Here is a 23786-nt window from a genome sequence, read left to right on the forward strand (position 1 = left end):
GAGTGGCTTTTTTGTTTTAATGCGTGAACCAATCACCTTTGGCCACTTACATAATACATCATTTCTCTTTTGCAATCTGTTCCCGGATTAATTGTTTTTCCCGTTCAAGTTCTGCTCTCAGCTCTTCTTCTGTTGGCAATACAAGCCGGTACTTGGATGCAAATAATTGTTTATTTTCTTCCAGTATGCTATACTTAACTATTGTATGGTCTTTTTCAGCACAAAGTATGATACCAATTGTAGGATTATCCCCTTCTGTTTTCTTCAGGTCCTCAAACATTCGGACATACATATCCATTTGCCCAATATCCTGATGCGTTAGTTCGTTTATTTTCAAGTCAATTAATACAAAACACTTAAGAATATAATTGTAAAATACCAGGTCAATGTAAAATACCTTGGTATCCGTCTTAATACGGTATTGACGACCTACAAACGAAAAACCCTTACCTAATTCCAATAAGAACGACTGCAAATTGTTGATTATCGCAGACTCAATTTCAATTTCTGAATATCCCGTTGGCCACTGCAGCCCCAAAAACTCTAAAACATATGGATTTTTAATCATGTCACTGGATGACACTTTCTCCATGTTCTTCTCGTCCATTAAGGCGGCTCTTTTATTCTGGGTAGATAATAATCGCTCATAATACAGCGTATTAACATTTCGTTCCAGTTGGCGTGTACTCCACGATTGCGCGGCTGTCTCAGCTACATAATAGTCCCTGGCAGTTGGATTTTCAACCCGTAGTAATATCCTATAATGCGTCCAACTCAATTCGGGGCGCACTGCGTCCCGAATTGGAAACGTCTGGTAAAATTGCCGCATACGACGTAATTACCGTTCTTCAAATCCCTTTCCAAACTCTTTTGTTAGATGTTTTGCCAACTCTTTTATAAGGTATGTACCATAGTCGGCTCTTTCTTTTCCTTGCTGTTCTTCCTCAAAAATACGTTTACCAATAAACCAATACGCTTCCACCATCGCGGAATTAATAGCCACATATGCTCTTTGTCTGGCCGCAAAAAGCATATCTCTGACATCTGTGAGAAATGATTTCTTAAGCATGAATTAGATTCTATAATCAAACTTACACGAAAAAATCTGGTTTCCTGTTGACAACCTCCGCTCAGATTCCTTATCCTACAAACGAAAAAGCGAAAACAGAAGTGAATGATTAAGTATTCACTTCTGTCTTCGCTCTTATCTATCTACGAAATCAAAAAATCGTAAATCAAAAAATCCCTAAATATTTACGGTTTCTTTTTCTTCTTCTCCGCTTTTTTAGCATAGTTCCCTTCAAAGAAACATTTAATGCCGCGGTAAGCGCCGCAACCGCCTGTTTCCCGGATACTCACACGGCCTGCGGAAAACTGGAAAGCAATACCACAGGAAGATTCTTTGTCTTTATACTCCCCTCTGTTACCGGCAATATAATGTCCTCTTCCACTCAGCTCACCTTTACAGCTGCCGTTGTCTTTGGAGAAAGTGATGAAAAACTGGAAGGTCTTACCATCTTCCCCATCGCGGATGGAAATCAGGCTCATGTCACCGGCAGTGTAATCGCCGGAGAACTTATGCTTACGCGGTAAGGTATCGATAGGATTAAAGATCTGTCCGGGGGTGGTAGGTCCGTTGGAGTTAGTCATGATCAACTGTACCGCACCTGTTTTATCTACCGCATAAAAATCTTCTCTCAGGGAGACGTTATTGGCGCCCAGTTTTTTCTCTGTGCTGATTTTGATCACATTTTTACTATCGATGGAAGTGTAGGTAACTGTCCCATCGCTGCTACCGGTATTGGCTATACGTAAACGGTTCAGGTATTTTCCTTTTTTGTCGAGCATACAGAGATAACCGGTAGTTTGAGAACGGCCTACGGCTTTAATAACCATGTAGTTGGTCAGGTTCCCCTGGATACGGGTCAACGGGAACAACTTCACTTTTTCTGTTTTACCATAATCTCCTTTGGTAAGTGTGTCCGTCAAAAACTGGTTCACCGCTGCGGTATCCACCGCCAGCGAATCGGCTATTTTCAGCTGCAGCGTGTCAGCATTTATTTTATACGGTAATGTTCCCGGAACGAATAATTCCTGGAAGTCTTCAAATGTCATTGGCTCATCAGCACCACTGCCAGTTTTCTTTTTGGATTTACAGGCTGCCAGTGCACCGATTGTCAATACTAATAACAGGTAACGCTTCATGCAAAGTTGATTCAGGGCGAAAAGTTAGATATAGTTTTTATATGTGCGCAGCTAAAATCAAAAAACATACCGGATGGGTAAAAGTTTAGAAAAATTATTTAGATTTGTCTAAATAATAATTTAGACGATATGAACTTATCTATTGCGGAAGAGAACTATGTGAAAGCCATATACAAGCTCCAGGACGGGGATACAGCAGTCACCACCAACGCTCTGGCCTATGAACTGGATACCAAACCGGCTTCTGTAACGGATATGGCAAAAAAGCTAAAAGAAAAACAACTGATAGACTACGAAAAATACCAGGGCATTACCCTCAGCTCCGAAGGCCGTAAAACAGCCCTGCAGATTGTACGCCGCCACCGGTTGTGGGAATGTTTTTTGGTGGATAAACTGGCGTTCAGCTGGGAAGAAGTACACGAACTGGCGGAAGAACTGGAGCATGTACGCAGCGAAAAACTGACCAACCGCCTCAGCGAATACCTGGGCAACCCAACAGTAGACCCGCACGGAGACCCTATCCCCGACGCACATGGCAAAATGGTTAAACCTCGTCCGCAGACATCGCTGGACCAGGCCAACGCCAAACGCCTGGTCGTCACCGCCGTTACCGACCAGTCCACCGCCCTGCTGGCATTCCTGAATGCCAAAGGCATCGGACTCGGTACCCAACTGGAGATCCTGGCCCATTATGAATACGATAACTCCATCGAAATCAAAATAAAACATGCACCTGCGCTCACTATCAGTGAACAGGTAGCTAAAAATATCATGGTAAGACCTGTTTAAGACTATGGACTACAATCGCGCAACGTCCCTGAGTGAGGTACATCAGAGCATCGATACCAATACTAAATCAAAGTGGAAAAAACTCTTCGCTTTCTTTGGTCCGGCCTACCTCGTCAGCGTAGGATATATGGACCCCGGCAACTGGGCCACCGACCTGGCCGGCGGCAGCCAATACGGCTATAAACTGATATGGGTGCTGCTGATGAGTAACCTCATGGCACTGCTGCTGCAAAGCCTCAGCGCCCGGCTGGGTATTGTACGCGGCCGTGACCTGGCACAGGCCAACCGGGAAACCTATCCCCGCAGCGTCAACTTCCTGCTGTATATCCTCGCCGAAATAGCCATCGCGGCTACCGACCTGGCAGAAGTGCTGGGAATGGCTATCGGGCTGCAACTGCTGACAGGCCTGCCCCTCATATGGGGCGTGAGCCTCACCGTGCTGGATACCTTCCTGTTGCTGGTATTACAGCGTTACGGCATCCGGAAAATGGAAGCCTTTATCGTAGCCCTGGTGGCTATCGTGGGCGTTTCTTTCCTGGTACAGCTGGTAATGGCCAGGCCCGATATGCGGGAGGTGGCACACGGCTTTATCCCCTCCATCCCGGATAATACGGCTTTATATATCGCTATCGGTATCATCGGCGCTACCGTTATGCCGCATAACCTGTACCTGCACTCCGCCCTGGTACAAACCCGTAAAATCAAACGCGACGATGCCGGTATCAAACAGGCATTAAAACTTAATTTCCTCGATAGTACCATCGCGCTCAACCTGGCCTTCCTGGTCAATGCAGCGATCCTGATCCTGGCGGCGGCCGTATTCTTTAAAACCGGCCGGACTGACGTGGCGGAAATACAGGACGCACACCAGCTGCTGGAACAGCTGCTGAGCAGCAAACTAGCACCCATACTCTTTGCGGTGGCATTGATCGCAGCCGGACAAAGCAGTACCGTTACAGGCACCCTTGCAGGACAAATCATCATGGAAGGTTATCTGCACCTGCGTATCAATCCATGGCTGCGCCGGCTGTTAACACGGCTGCTGGCCATTTTACCGGCTTTCCTGGTCATCCTTATTTCAGGCGAAAACCAGGTAGGCCCCCTGCTGGTATTCAGCCAGGTACTGCTGAGCATGCAGTTAGGCTTCGCCATCATCCCCCTGATCCATTTCGTGAGCGATAAACATACCATGGGCAAATATGCCATCAAACCGGTGACCAAGGTGATCAGCTGGGCCATCACCGCTTTGTTGGTATATTTGAATATGCGCATGGTGTACACAGAAGCGATCGGTTACATCTCCGGCAACGGCAGCGTTTGGGTAGACGGTATCATCATCCTCGCCTCCCTTGGCTTCATCATACTGCTGGTGATCACCGTGGTATATCCGCTGATCAGCCGCTACCGGCAGGAAACTACCGGCGGTATACATACGCCGCAGGTCTCCCTCGGCGAACTGGAGAAGCCGCAATACAAACGTATCGCCATGGCGCTGGAATTCAGCAAAAAAGATGAACAAATCATCTCCAATGCCATTGCTCACGGTAACGAACATACGGAGTACCTGTTGATACACATCGTAGAAAGCGCCTCCGCCAAATATTTCGGTAAGGAATCAGACGATTTTGAAACCCGCAAGGACCAGGAACAACTGGACACCTACCTCGCACTGCTGCATAGCCGCGGCATTAAAGCCAGCGGCATGCTGGGCTTCCGTCACCGCGCCAAGGAAATTGCCCGCATCGTTAACCACGAACAAGCCGACTTCCTCGTGCTGGGCGGCCACGGCCACAAAGGCATCAAAGACTGGATTTACGGGGAAACAGCCAACCAGGTACGTCACTTCGTAAAAGTACCGGTACTGGTAGTGCAATAAATGATATTCTTATCATGTTCCGACCAAATGATTTTATTTAGAAAGATTATTTATAATATTATGACATAAACAGTAACTATTTATCCAACGCCACACATTTAACCGATGACTCAATTGTTATACCCCGTCGGCCCTGAACGGGTATTTGAGGAGAAATTGCGCCCTACTCCCGCTTTCCGTCGACAAGCAGTGAAAGCAATAGCAGCTATCCTGTTATTTCTTTTCACCTATGTTATTTTACTGGCCGCAGCAGTACTCTTAGTGGTTGCCTGCGGCTACGCCGGTATATTCCTGATCTCCCTGTTTAACACGCTCACCATCATATTGGGCGGGGCACTGATATTCCTGGGCATTGCCGTACTTTATTTCCTCATCAAATTTGCCTTCGCCCAAACAGACAGTGATAAACCAGGCAGGAAAGAAATCACCGAAGCGGAACAACCGGAATTGTTTGCGTTTATCCGTCAGCTGACCCAGGACACCGGTACCCCTTTCCCGAAAAAAATATTCCTCTCTCCCGATGTAAATGCCTGCGTATTCTATCATTCCAGCTTCTGGAGTATGTTTTTGCCGGTACGTAAAAATCTGGAGATAGGCGTTGGCCTGGTCACCTGTATCAACCTGAGCGAGTTTAAAGCTGTCATGGCGCACGAATTCGGCCACTTCAGTCAACGCAGCATGAAACTGGGCAGCTTCACCTATAATGCCAACCATATCATCTACAATATGCTATATGATAACGAAGGCTATAGTGAGTTTATCAGTTCTGTCGGCAGCGTACATGCGATACTCGCCATTTTCGCCTATATCGCCGCTGGCGTGGCAACCGGTATCCAGTCTATCCTGAGAATCATATTCCGGCTTATCAACAAAAGTTACATGGGTCTGAGCCGCGAGATGGAATACCATGCAGACACCATAGCCGCCAGTGTTGCAGGCGGCAACAATGTGGTATCCTCCCTAGCCCGCATAGAAATGGCTTCCAGCTGCTATAACGCAGCATTAAATGCGGCCAACGAAAGACTCAACGACAAAAAACAATATTCCCTTAATCTGTACGACAATCAGCTCAGCTATTTCAAAGGCATTGCCTATGAATACAACCTGCCGCTGAAAAATGGGCTACCGGATATCACCTTTGGTTTCCTCACTTCTTTCGGCGCTTCCCGCATCAATTACGACGAACAATGGGCCAGTCACCCTACGCTGGAACAACGCAAAGCCAATATGGAAGCCGCAGATATGAATGCAATACCGAATGAAACCAGCGCGGGTCAACTGTTCCGGCAGTTTGAAACATTACAGCAATCCTTTACCCGCTATATCTATGGCGATCGTGCACCGATAGAAACCTGCACTGCCTATTCCGCTGATGAATTTGAGCAGTGGGTTTACCAACGTATCGATGACAGACGCCTGCCCGAAGCCTACAAAGGGTTCTACGACAAACGCCTCATCGACCCGAGAGACCGGGACCTGACACCTTCCGGCCATACACCCGTCACCCGCTTCGATGAATTATTCAACGATGCCAACGCTCAATTATGGACATCCATCAGCTGGAACCAAAAAGATATCGCCCTGCTGAAAGCCTTCCAGATGAAAGATGCCGGCATCACGCATTTCGATTTTGATGGTAACCGCTACAGTGTAGATGATTGTTACACCCTCATCGCACAACTGGAAGCGGAATTGAATATTCAGCAGGAAAAACTGCAGCTGCTGGACAAACAGGCCTTTGATTTCTTTCTCGCACATGCCGGCCAGTACAGGGAGAGCCTGCAACAGGCATGGCAGCAATACAGGGAAATTTACCTGCAACAGGAAGAACGCAAACAGGTACTGGACAACCTGGACAAAGCCCTGCGCAAACTGGTGGAAACAGAAACCTCACTCGGGCAGCGTTGCGTGATGCGCGACCAGTTCCTGCAGGAAGAGGAAGCCGGGTTGAAAACATTGCTACAACAGCTGCTGGACCAACAAGACAGCAGTATCGACGAATTGTTGTCTCCACTGTGTTCCGCATTTATCAGTTCCGGTTACCGCTACTTTGATGAGAACCAGAATATCTTCCTGCAATACGAGCTGGAAGCGCTGCTGCAGATCGTTAACAAACTGGCCCAGTCCTGGCAACAGTTGCAGTTAACAGCCTATAAATCCATGCTGGAAACGCAGCTGCGGCTGTATGAGCAGGCGCAGGCTGCCGTGCACGCCTAAACGATTAAATGCGTAATTTGGGAAGATAAAACGTAGCTTATGCAATCCATCTTCCGGCCCGGCGATGTTAAACACTTCACGCGTCACGTACGGGCAGAGGACTGCGCCGCTTTCGATAGCGGGCAGGTACATCCCGTGTACGCCACCTTTGCGCTGGGACGGGATGCAGAATGGTGTTGCCGGATGTTTGTACTGGAGATGAAAACAGACGCAGAGGAAGGCATCGGTACTCTTTTAACAGTAGAGCACCTCTCACCCGCCCTGCAAGGCAGCGAGGTACATTTTACCGCTACCATCACTGCTTTACAGGGAAATGAAATTATCTGCAGTTATGAAGCATACTGTGGGAACCGGCTGATTGCCAGGGGAACACAGGCGCAGAAGATATTACTCAAAGAAAAGCTGGAGCGCCGCTTTGCGGCATTATAGTCCCAATGCCGCTTTCAGCCGGGGATAGCCGGTTTTGCTCACCAATACCCGGGCCCCGCTACGCAGTATGGCCAGGTGGTTTTCTTTCTCATAAGGATCAATACGGGTTACCTGGTTCACATTGAGCATATACGAACGGTGCACCCGGGTAAACTGTTGCGGGTCCAGCGTTTGTTCAAAAAATGACATCGTTTTATTTTTCAGGAAACTACCTTCCTGGGTTACAATCTTCACATAATCATCTGCTGCTTCCAGGTAGTGAATATCCTGTACCGGGATGATTTTGATTTTTCCGTTGATTTTGATTACCACCCGGTTGTTTTGCATGGGCGTAGCCGCCGCGGTTTCCAGCAAAGCGGCGGTAGCGGCGGCATTGCTGTTATGTTGCTCCAGCCATTTCTGGAAGGCTTTATCAAAACGGTCGCGGGAAAAAGGTTTCAGCAGATAGTCCACCGCATGTACTTCAAAAGCACGGAGCGCATGTTCTTCAAAGGCGGTCGTAAAAATAACCGCCGGCATGTTTTCCACCAGTTCCAGCATTTCAAAACCGGTGATTTTGGGCATTTGAATATCCAGGAAGATGATATCCGGCTGATGTTGCTGAATGGCTTTTAATCCTTCAAATCCATCGTTGCATTCCTGCATCAGTTGTACCTGCGGGTAGCCGGTAAGGAATTCCTTTACCACTTCACGCGCCAGCGGTTCATCATCAATTATTACTGCTTTTATCATGTGTTTGTGGTACTTTAATGAGGGTGGTATAAATATTTTCCTGAGAACTGGTCTCCAGCAGGTCCTGCCGCGCAAACAGCAGGTATAGCCGTCTTCTGATAGAGGTGAGCCCGAAACCGGTGCCTTTATGGGGTTGCTGCAGTTCGTTGTCAAACGGGTTCTTCACTTCCAGCAGCAACATCCCTTCTTCTACATAAGCCCTGATGGTAATGGTAATATCTCCTATGGTATCATACAATCCGAACTTAATAGCGTTTTCTACTACCGGTTGTAACAGCATAGGCGGCATATACATGGTTTCCGCCGCTTCATCGTAACTAACGTTGGTGGATAAACGATGTCCGAACCGCACTTTCTCAATGTCCAGGTATAACTGCAGGTATTGCAGTTCTTCTTTCAACGAGATCCAGTGATCATGTTCCCGTTTCAGGGAGCCGCGGAGGAAGTCGGACAGCTTCAGTACCATTTCCCGCGCCTGTTCCGGGCGGATCATAATCAGCGCGTTGATAGAGTTGAGGCTGTTGAACAGGAAGTGGGGTTGCAATTGTTGCCGTAGTTTGTACAGTTCTGCTTCGCGTACGTTGGCTTCATTGGCTTCTCTCCTTTCCCTTTCCCCCTGTTCTTCTTCTTTATCATACCATAACTGGCTCCGGTAACCGATGCCGGCAATGATCATACAACCGACGATAAAATGAATGGGAATGGCGCTGTTCAGCCAATGCAGGTATACCGGGTCGGTATCGAAAGTGGTTTCCAGCAGCCAGTGACTAAAGAAAACCCACAACGCGGCCATTACAGAACTAACGACGGTTACATACAGGAACTTGTTGATACCGGCTCCCGGGCGGTAGTACGACAGGTTACGGCTGATCAGGAAACCGGCAGCGCCCAGCAACAGCACATGCACAGAGCTGTCTGAAATAGATTGCCATAGCGTGAGGTTGAACCAGTAATACAGCAGTGCGCCATACAATACCAGCCATATCAGGAAAGAGGTGAGGAAACTCCACCGGGAGTTTCCTTTATATAATTCTTTTGCCAAAAGCGCTTTATTTGATGTCCGTTTTTAAACGTTCACTTCAATATATTGTTGCCCCTGCAGCTGGGCGGATTTCATCTGCAGCCAGGCGAGATAGGAGTTGGGATCTCCCGGCTCCTCTATGCGGGAATACAGCTCCATGCCGTCTGTCAGTTGATCAAGGGTATATACTTCCGGTACGTTGATGAACTTCCATTGTACCAGTTCCTGTTGTTGGTTTTTGAATGCATATTGTTCCTGCATCCCGATTTCCCTTGCTTTCTGATAGGCTTCTTTTTTAGAGATAGCGCTGATCAGTCTCAACTGTTCATCGAACTGCGGTGTATGACTGCCATTACCGCAAATGATCTGATAAACTACTTTAGCAACAAACCAATACATACAATAAGATTTAAAAAGTTGGATAAGATACTGTGCTGAAAAGGTTTCCGTATGGCCCTTCAGGCGAAGCTTTTGATTTCCACTCCACCGAAAATACAGGAGCCTTTCAGCAGCAGTACTTTGTCTTTATCAATACTTCCCAAAAGCGCGGCAGGTCGTTTTTCTTCTACGCCGCCCATAATGGTAGAGATGTCTACTTTCACGGTCCAGTTGGCCGGTACTACAATTTCACATCCGCCGAAGATAGCGGTCACTTCCAGTGTTACCGTACCGTTGATATCTGCCTGCATCAGGTTCAGGTCTGTTCCGCCGAATATATTGGATACATAACCACCTTTAAAGTTTTTAGAGGTGACTACCTTCTCCATACCGCTGAAGCAGGAGGATATGTTGATAGTATCCATATCTGACGATATATCGCCGCTGGTGCGGTCTTTGGCAAAATACCGGGCATCGGTGAAGGGGTGTTCGTTATGCCGTTTAAACAAAGCCGTGATACCAATCGCTATCAACACTACCGGCCAGATAAATTTAGCCGTGTTATAAGGCCAATGCATAATTTCGCCTGCCAGGAAAATACCTCCCACTACGATCATCGCAAACCAGGGCCCACCTCTGAAGTTATGTTTGAAGCCTAATGCCAGGCCGACTACAATCAATATCATCTGCCAGGAGAAAACCCAGCCGGGGATATCCAGGTCGAGCCGCTGTAACAACAGGCTGGTACCTATCAGGATGAGGATCACACCGCCTATACTGCGGCCTCTTTTTCTTCTGGCGACAAAGTCATCTTTAATCATTGTCTTTCTTTTTTCATGGCTGGAATGTTTTAACAATACAAAAGTAGGACGGCAACAGCTGCTGTGAAAGGGCCTTTAGGCTAAAAATGTGCTTTTACCGGTAAAAAGCAGGAAAATACCGGTGAAAATATCTTCTCCTTTATTCCCCGGTGCCCAAACTCCGGTAAAACCGCGCCGGAAGCAGCAGAAATGACGATTTTATCTCCCTGAAAGCAGGAAATAAGGCAATTGTTTTACGTCAACCATAAAAAAGGTCTGAATAACATCTTAGCCCGGGGCTTCAGGCCTGGAACTAGATTTCAACCGTTACCAGGTCGGCCTCGCCGGAGAGCTTCTCCAGCACTTCCCGGAGCTGCTGTACCATTGGATCGGGGCCACAGATATAAAAATGCTGGTTGAAGTGGGAGATGTTGCGTTTGAGATAAGCTTCATCAATAATATGATGCTCATAACCGGGTACTTCTTCCCTTGTAATGGTATTAATGAAGTTGTTACCCAGCATCTGTTCAAATTCTTCTTTAAGTATAATGTCGGCGTAGGTGCGGTTAGAGAAAAACAGTTTGTTGTTGCCCAGCTGTCCTTTGCGTTGCAGGTCGCGGAAAATGGCGATAAAGGGTGTTACGCCGGCGCCTCCGGCGATAAAGACACCTTCTCCCTTATAATGGATAGCGCCCCATACATCGTGTATAATGAGGCTGTCGCCGGGTTTGATATGCCCCAGCAGATCTGTTACACTGTGATGGTCTGCATAACTTTTGATGGTGAATTCCAGGTGGTTCCATTCATTGAGACCGGTGAAGGTAAAGGGGCGGCGTTCATCTTCCCAGCCGGGTTTGTTCACTGCTACTTCGGTAGCCTGACCGGGTACAAAGGTGTATCCTTCAGGCTTTTCCACCTTATAACGTTTTACATTGTGCGTGACAGGAGTAATGGATAATACTTTAACGATATGGCTTTCCATAGTGTAGGTTTTCAGTTTGATATGAATATAGGATATTTTTTGCTCAGTGCAGTATCTGCGCAGATAGTGCGGCGAGGTCAGCTGCCCAGCGGGCATAGTCTTTCCCCGAAGGATGCAATCCGTCTTCCGCCACCAGTGCCGGGTCCTGTGCAGCTTCGCGGGTATAGGGTGTAATATCCAGCCAATGGGCGCCGGAAGCCGCCGCGATGGCTCTATTGGCAGCGTTGAAAGCATCTATTTCCCGGGCAATGGCCGCCTGGTCTCTGCCGGCCGCAAAGGGTGTTACCCCCCAATCGGGGATAGACAGTACCACTACATGCGTTACACGATGACCGGCAAAATCAATGGCCTGCTGCAGCAACAGGGAAAACTGCTCCCGGTATTCCTCCAGGCTACGGCCCCGGTATTGGTTATTGACCCCGATGAGCAGGGTGACCAGGTCGAAAGTGCCGGTAATACGGGCTTCCCGGATACCTTTTTCCAGCTCGTCGGTAGTCCAGCCGGTAGTGGCGATAATTTTGGGATCATCCACAGCGATCCCTTTACTACGAAGCAATTGCACTGCCTGTACCGGGAAACGCTCTGTTTCCGTTACACTTTCACCGATTGTATAGCTGTCACCCAGCGCCAGGTATGAATATGGGACCATCGGGATATTTTCTGTTTTATGCTGATAAAAAAATGAACAGCAAAATAGCATTAATCCTAACATGTACAAAAAGTTATATACCACTGCTTTTTCACATAGAATTAAGGAGAAAATTGACCTGCCATAAACCGGAATGCCGTACCTTTGCACCCGATTACACAATTACGTAACGCATAAAGAAACCGTTTTATGCCGGCAGAAAAAATATCGATGAACAACGGCCTGTTACAGGTCCCTACCCACCCAATCATACCATTTATTATAGGCGACGGAATTGGTCCGGATATCTGGAAAGCCAGTGTCCGCGTATTTGACGCAGCTATAGAAAAAGCCTATGGTAGTGAGCGGAAAATTGAATGGAAAGAAGTATTGGCAGGCGAAAAAGCCTTCCAGGAAACCGGCGAATGGCTGCCTAAGGCAACCCTGGACGCACTGAAGGAATACCTGGTGTCTATCAAAGGCCCCTTGTCTACTCCCGTAGGTGGCGGTATCCGCTCGCTCAACGTGGCGATGCGCCAGGAACTGGACCTCTACGCCTGCGTAAGGCCTGTACGTTGGTTCAACAAAGTACCTTCTCCTGTAAAACATCCGGAGAAAGTAGACATGGTCATCTTCCGTGAGAATACGGAAGATATCTATGCCGGCATTGAGTATATGACAGGTACACCAGAGTGTGAAAAACTGCTCAATTTCCTCCAGAATGAAATGGGCGTGAAAAAAATCCGTTTCCCGGAAACTTCTTCCCTCGGCATCAAACCGGTGTCTATCGAAGGTACAGAGAGACTGGTACGCGCTGCTATCCTGTATGCACTCGAACACAAACGTCCTTCCGTTTCCCTCGTACACAAAGGCAACATCATGAAATTCACCGAAGGTGGTTTCAAAAACTGGGGCTATGCACTGGCAGAAAGAGAATTCGGTGATAAAGTGTACACCTGGGAACAGTGGGAAAAAACCAAAAAAGAACAGAACGAAGAAGCTGCCAATAAAGAGCTGAAAGTTGCACTGGCAGAAGGTAAACTGCTGATCAAAGATGTGATCGCGGATAACTTCCTGCAACAGATACTGCTGGCACCACAGGATTACTCCGTAGTGGCTACGCTCAACCTCAACGGCGACTATATCTCTGATGCACTGGCGGCGGCTGTAGGTGGTATCGGTATCGCACCGGGCGCCAACATCAACTACGTTACCGGTCACGCTGTATTTGAAGCTACACACGGTACGGCCCCCCGCTTCGCCAATACCAACACCATGAACCCATCTTCCGTTATCCTGAGCGGTGTAATGATGCTGGAATACATGGGCTGGAAAGAAGCTGCCCATATCATTGTACATGGCCTGAGCACTGCTATCGCCCGCAAACGCGTTACCATCGACTTCTACAACCTGATGGACGACGCTACCCTGGTAAAAACCAGCGAGTTTGCCGATGAAGTGATCAAACAAATGCAACACTAATTGCCCGCTTAGCGCGCAAACATATTTACAGATAATTTAAAACAAGCAGGGAAAGCAAAGATCTATCTTATTAATTATGTTATTATATAATATAATTAATAACGGCAGATCTGCTTCCCTGCTTGTTTTTTTATGTTATTAAAGAATATCTTTGCCCGCTTTTGCAACACTTAACGTCCTTAGCCTGTGAAAATGTTTTGAAATTTTCCCAGCTATTTGTATTTTTCGTGATTATCCCTTTTAGGGACTTGCTTGAATAGTTGTTCGTTTTGTTGCTTTTAATCTAATTTTTTAAAAAAAACCGTAATGTCAAAAATTAAAGTAGCTAATCCGGTGGTAGAGCTGGATGGAGACGAGATGACACGGATCATCTGGAAATTCATTAAGGACAAACTGATACTTCCATACCTGGACGTAGAAATCAAATACTTTGACCTGGGCATGGAACACCGTGATGCGACCAACGACCAGGTAACTATTGATGCAGCCAACGCTATCCGCGAAACTGGCGTAGGTATCAAATGCGCTACTATCACCCCTGATGAAGCCCGCGTAAAAGAATTCAACCTGAAACAAATGTGGAAATCACCGAACGGCACTATCCGTAACATCCTGGATGGTACTGTATTCCGTGAACCCATCGTGATGAAAAACGTACCGCGCCTGGTGCCTAACTGGACTGCTCCTATCTGCATTGGCCGTCACGCTTTCGGTGACCAATACCGCGCTACCGATTTCGTTACCAAAGGCAAAGGTAAACTCACCATCAAATTTGAAGGTGAAAACGGTGAAGTGATCGAACATGAAGTATACAACTTCAAAGGCGATGGCGTTGCACTGGCAATGTACAACACCGACGAATCTATCAAAGGCTTTGCCCGCGCTTGTTTCAACCAGGCCCTGATGAAAAAATGGCCGCTGTACCTGAGCACCAAAAACACCATCCTGAAAAAATACGATGGCCGTTTTAAAGATATTTTTGAAGAAATCTATCAAAACGAATTCAAAACTGCCTTCGATGCTGCCGGTCTCACCTACGAACACCGCCTCATCGATGACATGGTTGCTTCTGCCCTGAAATGGAACGGCAACTTCGTCTGGGCTTGTAAAAACTACGACGGCGACGTTCAATCCGACACCGTTGCACAAGGCTTCGGTTCCCTCGGCCTCATGACTTCCACCCTGGTTACTCCTGATGGTAAAACCATGGAAGCAGAAGCCGCTCACGGTACCGTTACCCGCCACTACCGCGACCACCAGGCCGGTAAACCTACTTCCACCAACCCGATCGCTTCCATCTTCGCATGGACACGCGGCCTGGAATTCCGTGGTAAACTGGATAACAACCAGGAACTGATCAACTTCTCCCACGCACTGGAAGCAGTTTGTATCGAAACAGTAGAAAGCGGTAAAATGACCAAAGACCTCGCAGTTTGTATCCACGGCAATAAAGTGGAACACGGCAAACACTATCTCTACACAGAAGAATTCCTGGAAGAGCTGGACAAAGCATTGAGAGCAAAGCTCTCCATTTAGGGATTTTTTGATTTACGGATTTTTTGATTTCGTGGATCATTAAAGCGAATTATAAGAGCGAAAAAAAACCGAAGCAAATGTTGTTGCTTCGGTTTTTTTTATTCATTTTATCCGGTAAATAAAATCAATATCGTAAATCTTCTCCGCGCTGATGATCCACGAAATCAAAAAATCCGTAAATCAAAAAATCCCTAAATGTTTTCGCACCACCTTATCTTCTCCATAGATATCATCATAAAATACCAGGTTGCCATCTTTGCCTTCTGCCGTAAAATAGCGGAAATAAAGCGGGATACGCCGGGTAAGGTCTACCTGCCGTTTTTCCTCCCGTGCAATCCATGCCCGCACACTATCCCCTTTGTGGTTGGCCGTATCCGGTGAAGATACCAGGTACTGCGCCAGGCTGTCCCATTGCTGCACCCGCACACAACCGTGGCTCATGGCACGCATGGAGTTTTTGAACAACCCGCGGTTATTGGTATCGTGCAGGTATACGCTGTATTTGTTGCGGAAATTGAATTTCATGATACCAAGCGAATTATCTACCCCATCCATCTGCCGCAGTACATAAGGGAAATGGCCCTGGGACAATTTGCTCCAGTCTATCGTAGACGGATCTACGGCGTTGCCGGAAGCATCAATTACCTCCAGGTTTTTAGCCGCCAGATAGCCCACATTCTTTTTAATAGCCGGCAGCATCTCCTTGAATACAATGCTGTAAGGCACGCGCCAGTAGGGATACAGCATAAAGTTGGTCATGTAGGAGTTAAGAATAGGCGTACGGGTACGCGGTGTACCCACAATCACCCTGGATTCCAGTTTCACTTCACCACTGTCTACCACCTGCAACGTATAGCCGGGCAGGTTAACCATGATATATTGTTTGGGCAATGTATCCGGCAGTTTACGCCAGCGGTCCAGGTTTACTGCGGCCTGCATCACCCAGTCGTGCGTGCTGCGGTTCAGGGCCATCACCGTTCTTTTACCGGCTACGCCATCCGGATAGATGTTAAACTCTTTCTGGAAGGCTTTCACACCCGTTTTCAGCAAAGTGGTGTCTATTACTTTTCCGGCAGTATCGAGGTGACCGCTTTGCACCAACCGGTTGATGACCAACTGGCGAAAAGCAGCAGTATCGGTATAATTCAGGGGCAATGTATCCCAATGATACGGCGCATATTTTTCTTTAAAGGAACGAATACCTTCTTTCAGCGCCAGGTAGCCGGGATGTGTAGGTTCCAGGTCATGCAGCATGGTGGTTACTTCTCCCTGTTGCAAAGCCTGGTTCAGCTTAGTGGTGAGTTGTGCGTCTGTAAACAGGGAGTCGGCTTTCAGCGTCACACTATCCCGTGGGGCAGCGCCGAAATGCAGGTCAGAGGCCATTCTCATAAAGGCGTCGGTCAGCATCACATCCATCCGGGCCCATAAGGCGGCATCTTTTTTCGCGGCAGGATCGTTTTTTAACTGCTGCCAGGCCGTGCTCAGCGCCGGTTCATGGTAATGTGCAGGTAACAGGCCAACGTCTTCCGCCTGGTGGACAGCGTCTATCATGGTGGCTGCAGCCGCATTGGCTACACCATCTTTAGACCATCGGCTGGCATTGTCGTTTTCCTTGTAAAAATCCTGCAGGGCTTGGGGCCGGAAGGCGGGAAGACTATCTTCCATCAAACCTTCATTTTCGCGGATGGCGGTCAAACGTTCGCTGACACTTTCTTTTACCACTTCGTCCAGTTGCCGGATATTGGCGACAATCTGTTTCTTTTTGGGGGCGACGTGCTTCTTTCCTTGTCCACAGGCTAACAACAAACACACTCCAGAGCCGCATAACAAACTAAAAATAAGAATCTTGTACTTCATCTGTGTAATTCGATCGGTAAAGATATATAATTTCTGTGCCAAAAATAAAAATCCCGGAGCGATGGGCTCCGGGACAATAATAAGATAACACCAGGCGTACCGTTAACGGCAGCACTCTTTTTTGGTGAATAATGATGTTATAAATTTTAACACAGACAATAATACTTTTTTCATCTCCTGTTTTTTTAAAGAAGAGGCTACGGTGTACAGTAGCCTCTCTTTTCAACTAAAACTAAAACAACTAACTTCTAACAATTATAGTTTATCGAGGGGAATACGTTTGGGTGTTTTTACCTGTTTGAACTGGCTGGGCGTTAGTCCGGTCACTTTTTTAAACTGGCCCGACAGATGCGCCACGCTGCTGTATCCCATTTTATAACTGATCTCACTTAAACTCAACTCGTTGTAGTCCAGCAGTTCCTTTACCCTTTCAATTTTTTGCTGAATGATATATTGCTCGATGGTTACTCCTTCCATTTCTGAAAAAAGGCTGCTTAAGTAATGATAATCCTTTTGCAGCTTGCCAGCCAGCAGCGAGGAGAAATTCTCTCTCATTTCATCCAGCTCTGAATAGTGGACGGTTTCTACCACGATATTTTTGATCGCAGCTACCAGCTGCTGTTTTTTATCGTCTATCAGTAAAAAACCTTCCGCCTGCAAAGCAACTGAAATTGCCTGCAATTGTTGTTCAGTAACCTTTCCCTCCACAGTGGCTTTACCCAGTTGCATATCGGTTACCGTGAGTGGTGTGGCTTCCAGCACTGATTTAACTACTTTAATACAGCGCGGACAAACCATATTTTTTATGAACAGATCGGTTTTCACGCAGGCTTATTTTTTAATATTAAAAATGTTGTGTTCAATGCGCACCAGAAACGAATTGAACGAATTACGTGCCATATCCCCGGTAAGCTGTGTCCGGTACGACAAATCCAGTCTTGTAGTGCTGTTGAAAATAAACTGCACTGCCGGCGCTATATCCAGGTAAGAACCCCTTCCTGCTGCATCGGTATTGGTTTTACCCAACAGTTCTACATACAGGTTCAGATTGGTCTGGTTAAAGTTTTTATATCTCACCGGCAGCACCAGGTATCCTGCGGACAGGCTATAATTTACGGAATTTTTCGGGAACCCTTCCGGGATATTATCCTTTACATTGTTCATATAACGGGAATACCCTAACGTAGTAGACAAAGCCAGTTTATGCAGCAGCTGCGTAGCAATGATACCGCCCGACACACCGGAGGTAGCGCCTTCCAGGTCGATGTCCGTATTGTTGTACGGTTTCCTGGTGGCGGCTGTAGAGGGTAAGTACGGATTATCTATCACCGATCCCTTCACATAAGCCGCCATCCTGAAATGGGCATGTTGCTGGTCCAGGGAAAGAAAGCGGTATTTGGCATAAACGCTTCCGCCTTCCATCCGGATGGAGGACTGCATCATATTGGCCGCATAACCGATGGCATGTACCATAAGTTTTTTATTAATGCCCCACATGACTTCCGGTTCAAACCGCATACCGGTGGTACCATCATGTTCCATTTTAAAGAACTTGTTGGTAAGCCGGATACCGAGTGAATTGGCCGGCATATTACTGGCTGGCTCTGTGTTAACGTATAATTCCTGAGCTGTTGTTACCTGGCTGAAGGCACCCAGTGCCGCCGCCATCATCAAAATTTTGCGCATATACTGAAACCGGGAAGATTAAATAGTGACGTGATAAATCCTCTTAGAAGCTTTGGCGTCATGCGGTGTGCAGCAGTCGGCCATCACTCCTGTTTTATAACAGGACATCGTGGTTTCAGTTGAATATTTTTTGAATTGTTTGGAAGAAACGAAGTCTTTATCGATCACGGTGATGTCTTTGTCACCGTTCAGTACCTGATCTTTTACATGCATAAAGTGCAGCGTACTGCCTGCAAAAGGCACATGCGCATCGTTTTTCACTTTTACATCGCTGAAGTTGGCGGTCACCACCAGTTTACCGACAGAAAAACCGGCATCCTCCACTTTCTGTTTGATGGCATCAATACTTACCGCTGCATCCGGTTTGAAGTGGAGAATAAAAGTGGTGTTATCGAGGTCTGTATCGATTTTATCTACAAACGGCAGGGTTTGCAATGATTCCAGCGTAGCCCTTGAACACATGGCACAAGTAAGGCCGGAAGCCTGCAGGCTGGCTTTTTTATATTGCGCGTGGGCACCGAAAGAGATACTAAAAGCTACTAAAAGAATGGATAATATTTTCATGATCTGAATAGTTATAAATTAAAGAATACAGCAATACCATTACGTTTTCACGTAGAAAACATGCAAATGCAGGCTGTTATCAGATCAGGAAAACACAGTTGCGAAGGAACACGGGCATGGTGCCTATGTCCGGCGGATCATGCGGATAGCTACGTTGATGCAGTTGTAAAGCCGCCAGTGGTGCGGGTGTGGACAATATTTTTACCGGCAGCTGGAGGTCCATCATTACCGGGGCGCTCTGCTGTAAGGCTTTGGCGGCCTGATGAGAGGTGGTCACTTTGCAGAACTTCACCTCATTTTTACAGCAATCCATACTTTTTACCGGCCGGCCGCATCTTTTGCATTGGTCCTCATCAGGGAGGTTCTGCAGTTTTACGGACGCCAGTTTGCCCATGCAATAATGCACGTTCACCGTAAACCCGCTGGTAAGCAGCGTGTACAGAAGGGCAAAAAATATGGCGAAAAACCGTTTCATATGATGTACAAAAATACTACAATAAATTGTTTTTCGCCATAAATCTGGTCAAATTCCGGCTGCGCCGGCTATTTTAACATTTCTGTTTGTTACTTTTTTCCGGGAGATGCCTGCCTTTTTTCCAGCTGCTCCACCCTTGATTTCAAGGCTTTGTTCTCTTCCTGCGCCCGGATCATGTGCAAGGTGAGTTCTTCTATCTTCTGTAACAACAACCGGTTCATCTCCCCTAAATCTTGCCCATTCTCCGCTATTTGCTGGGCAGAAGGGATGCCCGGCAGGTGTCGGTTGGTGGTAATAAAAGCAGCAGTGCTGTCCAGGGAAGGAAGTTTATATTCCGGGTGGAATACGTAATCAGGCCAGTCGGCAGCGTTTTGGGTGACTTTGACTCTTTTGGCCAGGATATCGCCATTAACAGCCAGTTTGGCCTTTGGATACATGGTGCCGATGCCCACATTGCCATTAGGGTCGTCAATGCTGATAGGAGAATCAAGGCCTCCTAAAATATAGCGGGGAGGTTCCGCAGCTACCGGATCTGTGTTTAAAACAATAGCAACGGAAGACGGCGCGGGCCTGTCGATAGCTTTTACAAATACACCCTGGATATATAAACGATGACCGGGTTTAGGATAATCGGTACATCCGGCCATCCTGGCATCCAGCCTCCAATAGCCGTTATTATCTATTGAATGGGCTATCTGTACCTGATCATTCACGCTTGGTATTCTACTCCAATGATATCTGCTTTCTGCCGGTATTCCCCATTCGGTATGGATATCAAATTGATGCCCGGCGGCCTTTCCCCACGGAAACCAAAACCGGAGCTGAATAGTGCCACAATTAGGAAAGTTGTCTGATTTCTTTATTCCAACATAATATTCTCTCGTCCAACCAGCAGGTACAGGCTGCCAAAATAAGGCTTCCAGGTAATCATAATTCGTCCGGGTGACCTGTTGCCAGCCATTTCCGGAATAAATCACTGCAGCCCCTTCATTAAGACCAAAAATCTGAACAGGACCATATTCAATAGGTTGCTGGGCGGTAGCTGCCCATACAATGGTACACTGCCACAATACAGTTAACAGGAAACGTTTCATAAATAGAATGGGATAGGTTTACGGGTTACGGGTATAGGTTACACAAACAACAATATAAGGATATTTTCTGCACCTTGTACCCCCTGGGAAGAAATACAAGGTGCAGCTTTTATTAGTTAATAAACCACCAGCGCAGTCCCAATCTGAAATCGAAGTTATTGTAGGGATACAGCGGGGCGGAATGGTTATTCTGTGTAAAGAACACATTCAGGTTTTCTGCGCGCACAAAAGCGGAGAAGGACCTGATACGGAAATGCACAAACGCAGCCATATCCGGCGCGTTGTACTTCACTTTTGTGTCGTTCTGGTAAACAAACTGTCCGAGTAACGGAGAGTAGTCGTCTGCATTGTAAGATGTATTGTAACGGAATTCGAGACCTGTCATCAGGTTCAGGTTACGATACAACAGCTTTTCAAATGCAAAGCGGTGACGGGTCCAGAATGCAGGCACATTCAGCGGGCCTTCACCATGGCGCTGCTGGAACGCCACTTCTGCAAACCAGGAGAACGGCCGGATGGTGAATTTCTTGCTGAATACTACCTGTAACAGGTTAAACAGGTTCGGCGCCTGTGCACTGTGGTAATAATCCGCCATATACGTGTAGTTGGTGAACAGGAAATAGTTCACCGCCAGGTTGTATTGCAGTTTTTTGTTTTCAGCTGCAAACTGCAGCTGGGTGGTATTCTCCTTGGCCGTAGTGCTGTTATACCAGGTAGTGCGGCTACTGTTGAAATACTTGTATACGTAGGATGGCTCCCGGTTTACGTTGGTAACAGACAGTTTCACGTCGCCCAGCAGATCGTTGATATGCCGTCGCAAACTACCGTAAATACTATAGTCGCCGAGATTCTGGCCCACCACATAAAACTCGCCTCTGGCAGCAAAATCCCATAGTTTATTACGGGTTTTGTTACGGTATTCCCCGTGTAATGCCAGGTTGGAGAAATTGATATCCGCATCGAGGAAGGTACCGGAAATACTTTCAAACCGGGCGCCCAGGTTGATGAAGTGGCCCAGATTGCCCAATACCGGGAACTGTACCAGCGACAGGTCATTGGAAATCATTTTCCACTGATGTTTAGCCTGGATGGTATCACCCGGGATAAAATCAAATCCATAGTGCCGCGTATAGAACGTGGTATCCATGCTATTGTCGATGAACTGGTAGTTGTTGTTCTGAAAGTTGAACGTATACTGCACCCGGAAGATAGGCCGGTAACGGTAGTAGTCTGTCGTATCGTTGATGTGGATGGTATCTCCCCTGCCCCAGTCGTACTGTTGCTGGAAGAGGAAACCGGTTTCCTGGTACTGCGATTTCACCGGAATTTTGGTACCGAAGAACGCGTATTGGGTCACGTTCTGGTTGCCCAGGTTCACATCAATCGCCTGGCGGTTTTTGTATTGCGAGTTGGCCAGGAAGGTATCGTTTTTAATACCGCCGTTTTCACCGCCATTGAGTTTGTTGTAATAAAAACTGAGGTAGCTGTTCGCTCTTTTGTTTTTACTCTGGTAACGGGCGGTAAGCCGGTAGGTATCGTGGTTGGTAGTTTGTGTACGGAAATAACCGGGCGCATTCACTTTCCGGTAGTCGAAGGCAAAATTGAAACGGTCTGTACGGTTCTGTGTATGGGTGACGCCGATCACCTGTTCCTGTTTACTGCCTACAAGATAGTTCAGTTCAGAATAGGGGCGGTTCGTATTATAGAACCTTGCATTGGCGTGGGAGTTACCATACACGTCGTACGCATGAAAACCGGCGTCGAAGCCGGGTTTCATCAGTGGGGTAAAAATGATATTCCGGGCAGCCGAACCGCTGTTGCCCAGCGTCATGTAATTGGCCGGCACCTTCAGGAAGTCGATATTGAAATCCGCAATGGACGAGTCGATGGTGAAATCCGTCGGCTCCCCGAGGTAGCGGTAGGTCAATGTGAGGGTGTCCGGCTCTTCCGTGTGGTGCATGGTGTCGCGCTGCATTTTGCTATTGCCGCCGCCACCGCCGCCCATACTGCCGAAACGCCCGGTATTGAACTGTGCCATTAAGGAATGACTACCTGCCAACAGCAGGGCTATGATAATAAAAAGTTGCCTCATCCGAAAATGACAAAACGTTTATAGTTGCCGGATTAATTCACTAAAGATAAGCGTTAGCTTAGGTTCTGCCGCATTGGCCGCTTCCAGTACCTCTTCATGGGTGATCACGTTTTCCTCTTCACGGATGCCAATATCGGTGATAACACTCATAGCAAAAACTTTCAGACCGGCATGTACTGCTACAATCACCTCCGGTACTGTGCTCATACCTACTGCGTCACCGCCGATGATATGCATATATTTATATTCAGCCCTGGTTTCAAAGGTTGGTCCCTGCACTCCCACATATACGCCGGTATGCAGGTCAATATTGTGAGCAGCGGCAATTTGACAGGCTGTCAGAATCAGCTCTTTGGAATAAGGTTCGCTCATATCCGGGAAACGGGGCCCCAGCGTATTCTCGTTACGGCCACGCAGCGGGTGTTCCGGCTGCAGGTTGATATGGTCCCGGATGATCATCAGGTCGCCCACCTCAAACTGGGCGTTCATACCACCGGCAGCGTTGGAAATGAACAGGGTATGGATACCCAGTTCCTTCATCACCCGCACCGGGAAAGTCACCTGTTTCATGGAAAATCCTTCATAATAGTGGAATCTGCCCGCCATCGCCACTACGGGCTTGCCCTGCATGTATCCCAGGATCAGTTTCCCCGAATGCCCATCCACCGTAGATTCCGGGAAATGGGGAATATCACGATAAGATATTTCAATACTTTGTTCTATCTCTTTGGTCAGGTTACCCAGTCCACTTCCCAATATCACCCCGGCTACCGGCGTCTCCTGCCAGTATTTCCTGATATAGTCCCCAGCTGCTTTAATCTGGTCCGTTAATTCACTCATCTGTTTATGCTATTAATTAAAAGTCGGATTTAAAAATCAAACCGCGCAAAGTTATTTTTTAATTCACAAATGACTGCAGTTTTATATTTAAATCATAATGACC

The 23786-nt window shown here is 47.2% G+C and carries 22 protein-coding genes and 1 pseudogene; 6 read left to right on the top strand and 17 right to left on the bottom strand.

All coding sequences use genetic code 11. The features are described from left to right. Positions 1-58 precede the first annotated feature (58 nt). From ICL07_RS32400 to ICL07_RS08690, 3 genes and pseudogenes are all read right to left on the bottom strand, one after another. The gene (locus tag ICL07_RS32400; protein ID WP_343071036.1) at positions 59-607 is read right to left on the bottom strand and encodes a PDDEXK nuclease domain-containing protein; all 549 of its coding nucleotides are present in this window, start codon (positions 605-607) and stop codon (positions 59-61) included. A gap of 45 nt (positions 608-652) precedes the next feature. Beyond that, positions 653-1069 (bottom strand): annotated as a pseudogene (locus tag ICL07_RS32405) (DUF1016 N-terminal domain-containing protein); the annotation flags it as partial. Between the two features lie 185 nt (positions 1070-1254). Beyond that, on the bottom strand, positions 1255-2205 hold the full coding sequence (locus ICL07_RS08690; protein ID WP_188087521.1) for a hypothetical protein: 951 nt from the start codon (positions 2203-2205) through the stop codon (positions 1255-1257). 129 nt (positions 2206-2334) lie between these two features. On the opposite strand from ICL07_RS08690, the gene ICL07_RS08695 reads away from it, so the two are divergent. The 4 genes from ICL07_RS08695 (at position 2335) to ICL07_RS08710 (ending at position 7516) form a co-directional block, all read left to right on the top strand. Next, the gene (locus ICL07_RS08695) at positions 2335-2994 is read left to right on the top strand and encodes a metal-dependent transcriptional regulator (protein ID WP_188087522.1); all 660 of its coding nucleotides are present in this window, start codon (positions 2335-2337) and stop codon (positions 2992-2994) included. Between the two features lie 4 nt (positions 2995-2998). Beyond that, the gene (locus ICL07_RS08700; protein ID WP_188087523.1) at positions 2999-4870 is read left to right on the top strand and encodes an Nramp family divalent metal transporter; all 1872 of its coding nucleotides are present in this window, start codon (positions 2999-3001) and stop codon (positions 4868-4870) included. A gap of 105 nt (positions 4871-4975) precedes the next feature. Continuing rightward, positions 4976-7087 carry a M48 family metallopeptidase gene (locus ICL07_RS08705; protein WP_188087524.1) on the top strand — a complete coding sequence of 704 codons (2112 nt, stop codon included), beginning with the start codon at positions 4976-4978 and terminating at the stop codon, positions 7085-7087. Between the two features lie 39 nt (positions 7088-7126). After that, positions 7127-7516 (top strand): thioesterase family protein, encoded by a 390-nt coding sequence (locus ICL07_RS08710; RefSeq protein ID WP_188087525.1) that lies wholly within the window; start codon positions 7127-7129, stop codon positions 7514-7516. Here ICL07_RS08710 and ICL07_RS08715 read toward each other — a convergent pair. The 6 genes from ICL07_RS08715 to ICL07_RS08740 all read right to left on the bottom strand — a co-directional run bounded on the left by ICL07_RS08715 (position 7511) and on the right by ICL07_RS08740 (position 12078). Beyond that, positions 7511-8248 (bottom strand): LytR/AlgR family response regulator transcription factor, encoded by a 738-nt coding sequence (locus ICL07_RS08715; RefSeq protein WP_188087526.1) that lies wholly within the window; start codon positions 8246-8248, stop codon positions 7511-7513. The genes ICL07_RS08710 and ICL07_RS08715 overlap by 6 nt on opposite strands. Continuing rightward, positions 8226-9290, bottom strand: coding sequence for a sensor histidine kinase (locus tag ICL07_RS08720; RefSeq protein ID WP_223151786.1), 1065 nt, complete (start codon positions 9288-9290; stop codon positions 8226-8228). The genes ICL07_RS08715 and ICL07_RS08720 overlap by 23 nt, the downstream gene beginning before the upstream one ends. Before the next feature lie 24 nt (positions 9291-9314). Continuing rightward, positions 9315-9668: a DUF4288 domain-containing protein gene (locus tag ICL07_RS08725; RefSeq protein WP_188087527.1), complete on the bottom strand. Its 354-nt coding sequence runs from the start codon at positions 9666-9668 to the stop codon at positions 9315-9317. A 59-nt stretch (positions 9669-9727) separates the two neighbouring features. Further along, positions 9728-10468 carry a LiaF transmembrane domain-containing protein gene (locus tag ICL07_RS08730; protein ID WP_188087528.1) on the bottom strand — a complete coding sequence of 247 codons (741 nt, stop codon included), beginning with the start codon at positions 10466-10468 and terminating at the stop codon, positions 9728-9730. 292 nt (positions 10469-10760) lie between these two features. Continuing rightward, entirely contained in the window at positions 10761-11429 is a 669-nt protein-coding gene (locus ICL07_RS08735) for a ferredoxin reductase domain-containing protein (protein ID WP_188087529.1), read from the bottom strand. Positions 11430-11472: 43 nt separating this feature from the next. Continuing rightward, a complete protein-coding gene (locus tag ICL07_RS08740; RefSeq protein WP_223151787.1) occupies positions 11473-12078 on the bottom strand; it encodes an SGNH/GDSL hydrolase family protein in 606 nt (201 codons plus the stop codon). A gap of 189 nt (positions 12079-12267) precedes the next feature. Here ICL07_RS08740 and icd point away from each other — a divergent pair, with 189 nt between their 5' ends. Both icd and ICL07_RS08750 read left to right on the top strand, forming a co-directional pair. Then, complete coding sequence (gene icd, locus ICL07_RS08745) at positions 12268-13539, top strand: NADP-dependent isocitrate dehydrogenase (protein WP_188087531.1); 1272 nt, start codon at positions 12268-12270, stop codon at positions 13537-13539. Positions 13540-13845: 306 nt separating this feature from the next. After that, on the top strand, positions 13846-15075 hold the full coding sequence (locus ICL07_RS08750; RefSeq protein ID WP_188087532.1) for an NADP-dependent isocitrate dehydrogenase: 1230 nt from the start codon (positions 13846-13848) through the stop codon (positions 15073-15075). Positions 15076-15255: 180 nt separating this feature from the next. On the opposite strand, the gene ICL07_RS08755 is transcribed toward ICL07_RS08750, so the two are convergent. From ICL07_RS08755 to ICL07_RS08790, 8 genes are all read right to left on the bottom strand, one after another. Then, on the bottom strand, positions 15256-16932 hold the full coding sequence (locus ICL07_RS08755) for a L,D-transpeptidase family protein (protein WP_188087533.1): 1677 nt from the start codon (positions 16930-16932) through the stop codon (positions 15256-15258). A gap of 255 nt (positions 16933-17187) precedes the next feature. Continuing rightward, entirely contained in the window at positions 17188-17757 is a 570-nt protein-coding gene (locus tag ICL07_RS08760) for a helix-turn-helix domain-containing protein (RefSeq protein ID WP_343070994.1), read from the bottom strand. A 6-nt stretch (positions 17758-17763) separates the two neighbouring features. Continuing rightward, on the bottom strand, positions 17764-18618 hold the full coding sequence (locus tag ICL07_RS08765; protein WP_188087534.1) for a transporter family protein: 855 nt from the start codon (positions 18616-18618) through the stop codon (positions 17764-17766). Positions 18619-18636: 18 nt separating this feature from the next. After that, on the bottom strand, positions 18637-19182 hold the full coding sequence (locus ICL07_RS08770; RefSeq protein WP_188087535.1) for a heavy-metal-associated domain-containing protein: 546 nt from the start codon (positions 19180-19182) through the stop codon (positions 18637-18639). Positions 19183-19261: 79 nt separating this feature from the next. Further along, positions 19262-19657, bottom strand: coding sequence for an HYC_CC_PP family protein (locus tag ICL07_RS08775; RefSeq protein WP_188087536.1), 396 nt, complete (start codon positions 19655-19657; stop codon positions 19262-19264). Positions 19658-19746: 89 nt separating this feature from the next. Further along, entirely contained in the window at positions 19747-20751 is a 1005-nt protein-coding gene (locus tag ICL07_RS08780) for a hypothetical protein (RefSeq protein WP_188087537.1), read from the bottom strand. Between the two features lie 112 nt (positions 20752-20863). Then, positions 20864-22843: a putative porin gene (locus tag ICL07_RS08785; protein WP_188087538.1), complete on the bottom strand. Its 1980-nt coding sequence runs from the start codon at positions 22841-22843 to the stop codon at positions 20864-20866. A gap of 18 nt (positions 22844-22861) precedes the next feature. Beyond that, positions 22862-23683: a purine-nucleoside phosphorylase gene (locus tag ICL07_RS08790; protein ID WP_188087539.1), complete on the bottom strand. Its 822-nt coding sequence runs from the start codon at positions 23681-23683 to the stop codon at positions 22862-22864. Between the last annotated feature and the right edge of the window lie 103 nt (positions 23684-23786).

Source organism: Chitinophaga qingshengii (assembly GCF_014529935.1).
In the GTDB taxonomy this organism is placed as follows: domain Bacteria; phylum Bacteroidota; class Bacteroidia; order Chitinophagales; family Chitinophagaceae; genus Chitinophaga; species Chitinophaga qingshengii.

Bases quoted from the DNA above. Each gene is read 5' to 3' on its own strand.
- ICL07_RS32400 (WP_343071036.1), bottom strand. From the start codon at position 607: ATGGACGAGAAGAACATGGAGAAAGTGTCATCCAGTGACATGATTAAA.
- ICL07_RS08690 (WP_188087521.1), bottom strand. From the start codon at position 2,205: ATGAAGCGTTACCTGTTATTAGTATTGACAATCGGTGCACTGGCAGCC.
- ICL07_RS08695 (WP_188087522.1), top strand. From the start codon at position 2,335: ATGAACTTATCTATTGCGGAAGAGAACTATGTGAAAGCCATATACAAG.
- ICL07_RS08700 (WP_188087523.1), top strand. From the start codon at position 2,999: ATGGACTACAATCGCGCAACGTCCCTGAGTGAGGTACATCAGAGCATC.
- ICL07_RS08705 (WP_188087524.1), top strand. From the start codon at position 4,976: ATGACTCAATTGTTATACCCCGTCGGCCCTGAACGGGTATTTGAGGAG.
- ICL07_RS08710 (WP_188087525.1), top strand. From the start codon at position 7,127: ATGCAATCCATCTTCCGGCCCGGCGATGTTAAACACTTCACGCGTCAC.
- ICL07_RS08715 (WP_188087526.1), bottom strand. From the start codon at position 8,248: ATGATAAAAGCAGTAATAATTGATGATGAACCGCTGGCGCGTGAAGTG.
- ICL07_RS08725 (WP_188087527.1), bottom strand. From the start codon at position 9,668: ATGTATTGGTTTGTTGCTAAAGTAGTTTATCAGATCATTTGCGGTAAT.
- ICL07_RS08730 (WP_188087528.1), bottom strand. From the start codon at position 10,468: ATGATTAAAGATGACTTTGTCGCCAGAAGAAAAAGAGGCCGCAGTATA.
- ICL07_RS08735 (WP_188087529.1), bottom strand. From the start codon at position 11,429: ATGGAAAGCCATATCGTTAAAGTATTATCCATTACTCCTGTCACGCAC.
- ICL07_RS08740 (WP_223151787.1), bottom strand. From the start codon at position 12,078: ATGGTCCCATATTCATACCTGGCGCTGGGTGACAGCTATACAATCGGT.
- icd (WP_188087531.1), top strand. From the start codon at position 12,268: ATGCCGGCAGAAAAAATATCGATGAACAACGGCCTGTTACAGGTCCCT.
- ICL07_RS08750 (WP_188087532.1), top strand. From the start codon at position 13,846: ATGTCAAAAATTAAAGTAGCTAATCCGGTGGTAGAGCTGGATGGAGAC.
- ICL07_RS08755 (WP_188087533.1), bottom strand. From the start codon at position 16,932: ATGAAGTACAAGATTCTTATTTTTAGTTTGTTATGCGGCTCTGGAGTG.
- ICL07_RS08765 (WP_188087534.1), bottom strand. From the start codon at position 18,618: ATGCGCAAAATTTTGATGATGGCGGCGGCACTGGGTGCCTTCAGCCAG.
- ICL07_RS08770 (WP_188087535.1), bottom strand. From the start codon at position 19,182: ATGAAAATATTATCCATTCTTTTAGTAGCTTTTAGTATCTCTTTCGGT.
- ICL07_RS08775 (WP_188087536.1), bottom strand. From the start codon at position 19,657: ATGAAACGGTTTTTCGCCATATTTTTTGCCCTTCTGTACACGCTGCTT.
- ICL07_RS08780 (WP_188087537.1), bottom strand. From the start codon at position 20,751: ATGAAACGTTTCCTGTTAACTGTATTGTGGCAGTGTACCATTGTATGG.
- ICL07_RS08785 (WP_188087538.1), bottom strand. From the start codon at position 22,843: ATGAGGCAACTTTTTATTATCATAGCCCTGCTGTTGGCAGGTAGTCAT.
- ICL07_RS08790 (WP_188087539.1), bottom strand. From the start codon at position 23,683: ATGAGTGAATTAACGGACCAGATTAAAGCAGCTGGGGACTATATCAGG.